The organism is Allomuricauda sp. M10 (assembly GCF_020782875.1).
Taxonomy (GTDB): domain Bacteria; phylum Bacteroidota; class Bacteroidia; order Flavobacteriales; family Flavobacteriaceae; genus Flagellimonas.
On record NZ_JAJGBN010000002.1, the window covers coordinates 848,720 to 857,891 of the forward strand.

The window sequence follows — 9,172 nt, forward strand, 5'->3', positions numbered from 1 at the left end:
AGAAAGTGTTATACAATTACATCAAATCCTTGCACCTCATTTTTGTGGTGACTTGGTTCGCGGGATTGTTCTACATCCCCAGATTATTCATTTATCATATTGAAGCTTGGCAAAAGCCCTCGCCTGATAAAGAAATCCTTTCGGAACAATTAAAGTTGATGACCAAGCGGTTGTGGTATATCATCACATGGCCTTCGGCAGTTTTGTGTACCCTTTTTGCCATTTGGTTGTTGGTTTTGATGCCTGGGTGGCTACAACAACCTTGGATGCACGTAAAATTGGCTTTTGTGGCATTGCTTTTTGTGTATCATTTCAAGTGCCACCAGATTTTTAAACAGATGCAAAATGATGATATCCGATATACCTCCAACTTTATGCGTATGTGGAACGAGGTGGCTACCATTATCCTTTTTGCCGTAGTGTTCCTAGTGATTTTGAAAAGTGCCTTCGATTGGATCTATGGCATTGTGGGCATGTTTGTGTTGGTCGCACTTTTAATGTTGGGGATAAAAATGTACAAGCGCTATCGGGAACGAAACCCAGATGCTTGATAAGAGCAGGTACACGTTTCAAGTTCAATTACAAATTGAATTTTTAGGCAGACAATGTCTTGTACTTAGTTTTGAACTTGAACTTGTTTTTGAACATGAACTTGTAACTTGTCCTTGGTTGGCTCGATAATTGATTACATTTATCATCAAATCTGGCAGTATTGTTCTCAAAATTATCCCTACGGTCGCGTATTTTCTTTGGTATGATCACTTTGGTGGTCATTGCCTCCGTGCTGATCGCTGGGGTTACCATTTATCAATACAAGGAACAAGGGAAGGACTATCATGACGACCGTCTACAACGAAAGGAAGAACAGATCCTGAAAAGCATTTGGTATGTTTTAAAGGAGACCACCTATCCTGTGAACACGGAAAACTTAGGGCTCATTTTTAGGGACGAAATCTACAAGATTGCCAATGTGGAGAACGTCAACTTCAACATTTATGATCTTGAAGGCAACCTGATCAAAAGTTCCCGCCCCAGTTTTGAAGCAGATTCCATTGCCAACTGTTTGGATTCCAACGTACTGAATTATCTAAGGGAAACAGGCGAATCGCGGTTCGTGGAAGAAAAACGTGCTGCAGGGGATAACTACCAGGCTACGTATACCTACATCAACGACCTCAAATTTAAGCCCATCGGCATTTTGAATTTGCCCTATTTTGAGGATAACACCTTCAATAACATGGAACTCCGGGAATTTCTTTTCCGGTTGGGGATGGTCTATCTTTTAATGTTGGTACTGGCCATTGTCTTGGCCTATTTCATATCCAAATTCATTACCCGATCGCTACAGACCATTTCCGATAAGATCAACCGTACCAACCTCACCCGTCAAAATGAAAAAATCTATCTGGCCAATCCGGGGGATGAGATTGCCAAATTGGTGGATTCTTACAACCGCATGATAGATGAGCTGGAAGAAAGTGCCGTAAAATTGGCAAAGAGCGAAAGGGAACAGGCGTGGCGGGAAATGGCCAAACAAGTGGCCCACGAGATCAAAAATCCATTGACACCATTACGGTTGACAGTTCAGAGTTTTGAGAGGAAATTCGACCCCAATGATCCCGATATCCAAAAAAAGGTGAACGAGTTTTCCAAAACGTTGATCCAACAGATCGATACCATGAGCAACATTGCCACGGCATTTTCCAGTTTTGCGGACATGCCCGCCCAACAGAACGAGACACTGAACGTGGTGAAAGTGGTAAAATTGGCCTTGGAAATCTTTAATGAGGACTACATCCATTTTATCACCGATGAGGAAGAGATCATTGCCAAGCTCGATCGTACGCAATTGATTCGCGTCATTACCAATTTGGTAAAAAATGCCATCCAAGCCGTGCCGGATGTAGAATCACCCAGAATATTGGTCACCGTGGCAACCGAAGGTTCACAGGTGAAGATTTCAGTGGCAGATAACGGCGTGGGCATTTCCGATGAGAACCGTGAAAAAGTCTTCGAGCCGAAGTTCACCACAAAATCGAGCGGTACTGGACTTGGGCTGGGAATGGTCAAGAACATTGTGGAAAACTATGGAGGAACCATTAACTTTACTTCTAAGTTGGGAAAAGGCACCGTGTTCACGATCCGGTTTCCCAAGGAACAAAAAGGTTGAAATGGGAACTTGGGGAACAGCAATATCATCGAACGACACCTATGCTGATATATATTCAGAATTCATGGATATGTACAATGATGGACTTGAGGTTCCCGAAATCACGTTACAACTTCTCAAGACAAATCAAGATTTGATAGATGATAGGGATAGCAAAAATGATTTTTGGTTTGCAATAGCTATGGCACAATGGGAATGTAAATCTCTTGACGATGACATTTATAAAAGGGTTAGGCTAATTGTTGAAAGCGGAGAGGATATTGAATTGTGGAAAAAGCAAAATGCCGATAAAAAAGATGTAGCCAAGAGGGAAAAAGTCCTGAAATCATTCATTGAAAAGATTAGTATAGAGAAACCCAAAGCAAAAAGGAGAAAAAGAAAAGTATTTCGCGACTCTATTTTTGAGACTGGTGACTGCTTGATTTTTAAACTTACTAACGGGAATTTTGGAGCTGCCGTTGTCTTGACATCTGAAAAACAGACGGAATACGGAATGAATATGATCGCTATTACTACAATTAATCAAAGTAATAAACCTACAATTGATGATATTAAAAAATCAAATGTTTTAATTCAAAAAGAACAGATATTGCCAGGTACATATCGGGAAAGAGAAATGATTTCATGGTATTTTGCACAGTTTTATAAAAGATGTGATATTGATTTCATAATAATTGGGCAATTGAATGTTAATCGACAGTTTAACTTTAATACAGAATATACTGCTATTTCATCATGGGATATGATTAAAGAAACAATTGACATGAATGAAAGTGTGATTAAAGAATTAGGTAAGCCGAAGAGGTAACTCAAACTGAAAAAATTAATTAAAAATCAATGGCTTAACATTCTTTAACGGCGGATATGGAACTATCTAGTCTTACTAACCACAAGCATCTGCAACCTAACAATTAGGTTAATGAGGTAAACGTAATAACAGGAACCATCCTTCGGTTCCCATCAAAACAATACTTATGAACTACGAGAACATCTACATTGAGGAAGAAAAAAGTTGGGCAACCATCACCATAGATCGTCCTTCCAAATTGAATGCCCTGAACCAAAGGACCATTGAGGAATTGAACGTAGCCTTCAAGGAACTGGACGAGGATCCCGATATTAAAGTGATCATCATAACCGGAAGTGGGGAAAAGGCCTTCGTTGCCGGGGCCGATATTTCGGAATTTGCCCATTTTTCGGTAAAGGAAGGAAGACAGTTGGCCGCCATGGGACAAAAGAACCTCTTCAATTTGATCGAGAACTTGACCACACCTGTCATTGCTGCCATCAATGGTTTTGCACTCGGTGGTGGATTGGAATTGGCCTTGGCCTGCCATTTTAGGGTATCCAGTACCAATGCCAAAATGGGGCTTCCGGAAGTATCCCTAGGCGTGATTCCAGGGTATGGGGGCACCCAGCGGTTGCCGCAATTGATCGGGAAGGGCAGGGCGCTGGAACTGATCATGACCGCCAGTATGATCGATGCCGACAAAGCTTTCGTCTACGGGCTGGTGAACCATGTGGTTTCTCCTGAGGAATTATTGCCCCTTTGCCACAAATTGGCGAACAGGATATCGAATAATTCCACCGTGGCCATAAAACATGCAATAAAAGCGGTAAATGCTGGTTTTAAGTATGACGCCGATGGCTATGCCGTGGAAATCGATGCCTTTGGGCATTGCTTTGGTACCGATGATTTTAAAGAGGGCACCTCTGCCTTTTTGGAAAAGCGGAAAGCGGATTTCCCTGGTTCATGACCGTTGGCCTTAACCAAGCCAGACCATGATTAAAAAACAGATTGCCTTGCTTTGTATAGCTTTTATGGGGATGTTGGCATCCGCCCAAAAAATGCCCGTTAGCTATGACTTTGGCGAAAAATACAACGACCGTTACCGGTATTCCAATCTTATGACCATTGATGAAGATGGTGGGGGCGGATACATTTTGGTGCGTGCCTACTACCAAGGGTTGATCCTAAAACCTAAAGGCTACCTGATTGAACATTACAACAGCAACTTGGAGTTGGTAACCGAATACAATTACAAGATCAAGGGGTTGGATTTTGTGGATGGGTTCCTGAAAAATGGGCAATTGAACCTGTTGTTCCTCAACTATAATTACAACCGGGGCGAATACGAGTATTGGGTACATAGAAGTCCGGTAATCGGGTTCAATTTTAAAACGGAAAAATTGCTTTCCATTGCTTCCGAGGAGGTAAACGATCCCGTAAACAAGAACTACTACAACCGGAATTTTTCCAGCGGTTTTACCACCGCCATTTTGTTCAATGAGCAAAAGTCGGGGTTCATCATCAGTACCCATCACAAAAAGGGAAAAGAAGAAAAGCACATCATCCATCTGTTCGACACTACCCTGAAGAAGCGTTTCGAATATGATTTTTCTGATGAAATCGAAGAAAAGAACTATGCATTCGAGAATGTTACTTTTTCCCCAGATCTGCAGACCGCTTATATTGTTGGTAAGGCCTATTTCAAAAAGAAACGATTTCAGGTAGATGAGCGCAAGTTTCAATATGAACTGATAAAACTTACTGAAAATAGCAGCCGGACCCAATCTTTTGTGGACCCCGGTAAGTATCCCGAAGCCTTGTATCCCATCCTATTGAAAAACAGACTGGTCTGTGTAGGGTTTTATGCGGATAGAAAGGACAACAGGTACAATGGTATCGCCTATTTTGATTTGGATGCCCAATCGCTGGACGTAAGATCGAACCGATACAATCCCTTTTCTCAACAATTTATGGACGATAAATTTGGACGGGAAGAGGACAAGGACATCAAAAACTTGATTTTCAAAGGAGTGGAAGTGACCCCGAAGGAGGAGATTTTCTTCAATGCCGAAGAATATTTTGTCACTTCGAGTATGGAATCCACCGGAGCTGGACAACGCCTCAAAATTGAACGCTACCACTACAACGACATTGTGAGTGTAAAGCTTTCACCCGATGGCAACATGGAATGGGCCAGGAACATTAACAAGACAGAAGTAACCCAGGGCGATGGGGCCTATGCCTCTTACAGTTCGTATTGTAAGGATGGCAAATCCTATTTCTTCATCTGTACCGCAGCGGACAACCCACAATTGATCAACAACGAACGACTGATCTTTAAACAGGGTCTGAGCCGAAACCGGAATGTGTTCTTGATCTCATTGGATGAAAACGGTATTATGGATTACGAAAAAATCATTGACCAACAAGAGGCCAGGTTGCCCTTTATGGTGTCCATGCCCTTAAAGGACGCACAAGAGAACAAAATGCTCTTTTATGCCAAGCGTGGAGGTAAAAAGCAATTGGTAAAGGTAGATTTCAACTAAAATCACCAAAAAAATAAATTAAAAGGCTTCCCAAGGGAAGCCTTTTTTTATGGGTCAAATTGCATAAAAAGAAAGAAAAAGACTACAATTTTTGAATAGATGTCAATTCCCATAGCCCATCCGTCAAACCGCAGGGAGCATTGGTTAGTTAAGGTCAAAAATACACTTGGGCTAAGCCTACTTTTGGCTTGGTAAAAACCCAAATAAAAATATTATGAAGACAATTAAATTATTGAGTATCGCCATACTAACTATGGCAATGAGTATGGTTTCCTGTTCAGGTGACGACGGGGAACAAGGGCCACAGGGTGCGCCCGGTAAAGATGGCACCAATGGTACAAACGGAGTGGATGGTACTGATGGTACCAATGGTGTAGATGGCCAAGATGGTCAGGATAAGCCCAATGTGGATTTTTATTTCCAAAATGGGTTCAAGGGATATGAAGGCACTCAAGATGTCCGGATTAGTGATGCATTTGGAGATTTGAATGGTGCAATCAATGCTATTGCAGATTTTGGAGATCCAGCTTTTGATGCGTATACTTTGATTCGTTTTGACGGAATTTCTGAAATCATTACAGGTAGTTTGGTTGATGGGGGACAAAATTGTTCTGATGCATTTTATGTAAATCAAGCTGTTCTTTATGTTTATTTCGATTCTTTTCAGACAGATTCTCCAACATTGTCATTGCAACTTGGATTTTACAATCCCTCTGATCCATTGTTCACTCAGGTCGATGCTTCTTGGGAGCATGCGAATCAAACCGAATTTTGGAGCGGTGGCGATGGCGGTTTGAGCGCAAATTGGGTAGGACCATTTCCTAATTCGGATAATTATGGAGTTGTTCTGCCAGTTTCTGGGGGATCATCAAATGATCCGGGATGGTATGCTATACCTTTACCTAGAAGTATTGTAAATGAATGGATTTGCAATGAGGCGGCGAACAAAGGAGTTCGAATGAGGTTAGCCATTAATGGTGGTACCACAGGAACGGTATCCTTTTTTAGTAGTGAGAACTTGGCAGATGATCTTCGTCCAGTACTTGTTATTGAAACTGAAAAAATTGATGCTCAATCTGGTAAAGGTTCGTTTTCCAATACCAAGACAAAAGATTGGGAAAATCTCACTTATGAGGAACAAATGGCTCCATTGCACAAGTTTTTGGAGATGAAAAAGACCAATTAATGATTACCCATATTTTGTAGGAAGCCCCTTTTTTAGGGGCTTTTTCCTTTTTAAAATAATATGAAGATCAATCCTAAAAGGGGATACGTCAAACGATAAGGCGTTATGGTTGATCTATACCCAAAACATTACTTAAGCCATTTTACTTTTAACCTATAATCTTAAAAAAAATAATGATGAAAAAGAGTAAAGTATTGATGATGGCCCTATTGGTTGTGGGCATATGTTTAGGTTCCTGTACAGGTGATGACGGGGAACAAGGGCCGAAAGGTGACCAAGGAGTAGCAGGAGTGGATGGCCAAGATGGAGTAAACGGAACCAATGGCAAAGATGGCGAAGATGGTAATGCCAACGTTCACCATGTAATTCTGGACATGACAGGTCATACGGGAACCATTTTTGCCCAAATCGTTCCAGAATTGACAGAGGAGGTCATTTCAAACTATGCCATCCTATATTACTTGGGCAAAGATGATTTAGCTGGAACACAGTATTATTCAATTCCAGGGCCTGTATCTGCAGATTTTTTAACCCAAGTATACGCCCAAACACAATTGGTGCAAATTTATTTCAGCAACTATGATGGCACAGGCTATCCTGTGACTGCTAGCGATCACTTGGAATCATTGAGAATCGTGCTCATAGAAAGTACCCCGTACACTACTTCAAAATCAGTGTACACAAGTGTAAAAGATGAGCTTAAAGCTGTTGGAGTGGATATTGCAGACTATCATGCAGTAGCCGCTTACTTTGGCCTAGAATAACTTTTATTTACCCTTCCCAAAACTGGGAATCCTAAACACTACCGGAAAACTGGGCCTAGGCCCAGTTTTTTCTTTTTGGCCTATTTGGTGATGCAGGAAAAATTTGAATTTGCAAGAAGGTACAATCAATCGGTTTTAGTCATCCATCAACCCTAAAAGACCATAGGTCAACTACTTAGAAAAGAAATAGGGAAGCGGTCCTATTTTAGTAGAAATTATAAATCATTATCATGAAAAAACTTAACCTACTTACCATGGGCATGTTGGCCCTTGGACTTTTTTTTATGGCTTGCTCCAAAGAAATAGACACCGAACCCGCTATTGGCTCAGGTGTTGTTACCATGGGAGAGGCCGTTGAGTCCAAATGCTGGGATTTGAACAAAAATGATGTCGCCGATCCGGAGGAAGACAAGAACAAAGATGGCAAAGTCGACAGCAACGACTGTAATCAGCCATAAATCATGCTAGCGCAAAGGCCCTTTTTTAAGGGGCTTTTTTGATAGAGACATTTAATCATAAATTGGATAAAATCCATATATTTGGAATAAATCCAAAAAATGTCATCCAATGGTTTTATTAAAGGGAGGGGTGCACAGAAAAACACACCCAATACATTTCTACAACATGTGTATGAAATGCGGGAAGATTTTTTGGAGTTTTGCCGTTTGGAAGGGGAAGAAGCAGAAAGCAACAAGACCCAGTACATTCCTATTTTTCCCAAGACCATTGTAAACAAAGTGGATAGCCCGGATGTGGGTATGATGTATTCCATGAACCCCTACCAAGGCTGTGAACACGGATGTGTTTATTGTTATGCCCGTAACACCCATGAGTATTGGGGCTATAGTGCTGGGTTGGATTTTGAAAGAAGGATTTTGGTGAAAGAATCGGCTCCCGGCTTGTTGGAAGCCAAAATAAAACACAAAAATTGGGTGGCCCAGACCATTGTGCTTTCGGGCAACACGGACTGCTATCAACCTGCCGAGCAAAAATTTGAGATAACGAGAAAGTGCCTTGAGGTTTTTTTAAAATATAGGCACCCCGTGGGCATTATCACCAAAAATGCCCTTATTCTCAGAGATTTGGATATCTTGAAGGAACTCAATGCCCATCAGTTGATAGGAGTCAACGTATCGGTCACTTCGCTTTCTGAAAAAACACGCAGAATATTGGAGCCCAGAACGGTGTCGATTCAAAAAAGATTGGAGACCATCCGGCTTTTATCGGAAAACAAGATTCCTGTAAATGCCATGTTGGCACCTATGATTCCGGGTATCAACAGTCACGAATTGCTACAGTTGGCCAAGGTGGTTTCTGAACATGGTGCCCTTTCCTTTGGGTTAACTGTTGTCCGTTTGAACGGAGCCATAGGACAACTGTTTTCTGATTGGGTAAAAAAGGCCTTGCCGGATAAAGCCGATAAAATTTTACACCAGATACAGGAATGTCATGGAGGTTCACTCAATGATAGTCGATTTGGGGTTCGGAGCAAAGGGGAGGGGAAAATAGCCGAGCAGATCCATGAAATGGCCCGGTTGGCCAGAAGAAGGTATTTTGAAGGCAAGACTTACCCTAAGTTGAATATGGAACTCCACCAACAGTACAAGGATGGACAGTTGAAATTGTTTTGAACTCAATGGACAATTTCCAATGGCCAATAAGCAATTTGGTAAGTGTCATTTCGAAGGAGCTTGCGGCAGAGAGATTCGTTAAAAA

General features: G+C 41.6%; 9 protein-coding genes. All 9 read left to right on the top strand.

What is annotated here, in order from left to right; genetic code table 11:
• Window positions 1-5: 5 nt before the first annotated feature.
• The 9 genes from LKX84_RS08900 to LKX84_RS08940 all read left to right on the top strand — a co-directional run bounded on the left by LKX84_RS08900 (window position 6) and on the right by LKX84_RS08940 (window position 9,087).
• Window positions 6-551 carry a CopD family protein gene (locus tag LKX84_RS08900; protein ID WP_228236802.1) on the top strand — a complete coding sequence of 182 codons (546 nt, stop codon included), beginning with the start codon at window positions 6-8 and terminating at the stop codon, window positions 549-551.
• 203 nt (window positions 552-754) lie between these two features.
• Window positions 755-2,170: a sensor histidine kinase gene (locus tag LKX84_RS08905; RefSeq protein WP_228236824.1), complete on the top strand. Its 1,416-nt coding sequence runs from the start codon at window positions 755-757 to the stop codon at window positions 2,168-2,170.
• Between the two features lies 1 nt (window position 2,171).
• Window positions 2,172-2,978 carry a hypothetical protein gene (locus LKX84_RS08910; protein ID WP_228236803.1) on the top strand — a complete coding sequence of 269 codons (807 nt, stop codon included), beginning with the start codon at window positions 2,172-2,174 and terminating at the stop codon, window positions 2,976-2,978.
• A 166-nt stretch (window positions 2,979-3,144) separates the two neighbouring features.
• A complete protein-coding gene (locus LKX84_RS08915; protein WP_228236804.1) occupies window positions 3,145-3,927 on the top strand; it encodes an enoyl-CoA hydratase-related protein in 783 nt (260 codons plus the stop codon).
• Between the two features lie 25 nt (window positions 3,928-3,952).
• On the top strand, window positions 3,953-5,506 hold the full coding sequence (locus LKX84_RS08920; protein ID WP_228236805.1) for a hypothetical protein: 1,554 nt from the start codon (window positions 3,953-3,955) through the stop codon (window positions 5,504-5,506).
• 214 nt (window positions 5,507-5,720) lie between these two features.
• On the top strand, window positions 5,721-6,692 hold the full coding sequence (locus tag LKX84_RS08925) for a hypothetical protein (protein ID WP_228236806.1): 972 nt from the start codon (window positions 5,721-5,723) through the stop codon (window positions 6,690-6,692).
• Window positions 6,693-6,865: 173 nt separating this feature from the next.
• Window positions 6,866-7,456: a collagen-like protein gene (locus tag LKX84_RS08930; protein WP_228236807.1), complete on the top strand. Its 591-nt coding sequence runs from the start codon at window positions 6,866-6,868 to the stop codon at window positions 7,454-7,456.
• 230 nt (window positions 7,457-7,686) lie between these two features.
• The gene (locus tag LKX84_RS08935) at window positions 7,687-7,914 is read left to right on the top strand and encodes a hypothetical protein (RefSeq protein WP_228236808.1); all 228 of its coding nucleotides are present in this window, start codon (window positions 7,687-7,689) and stop codon (window positions 7,912-7,914) included.
• A gap of 99 nt (window positions 7,915-8,013) precedes the next feature.
• Window positions 8,014-9,087, top strand: a complete 1,074-nt coding sequence (locus tag LKX84_RS08940; protein WP_228236809.1) for a PA0069 family radical SAM protein — start codon at window positions 8,014-8,016, stop codon at window positions 9,085-9,087.
• Window positions 9,088-9,172 lie beyond the last annotated feature (85 nt).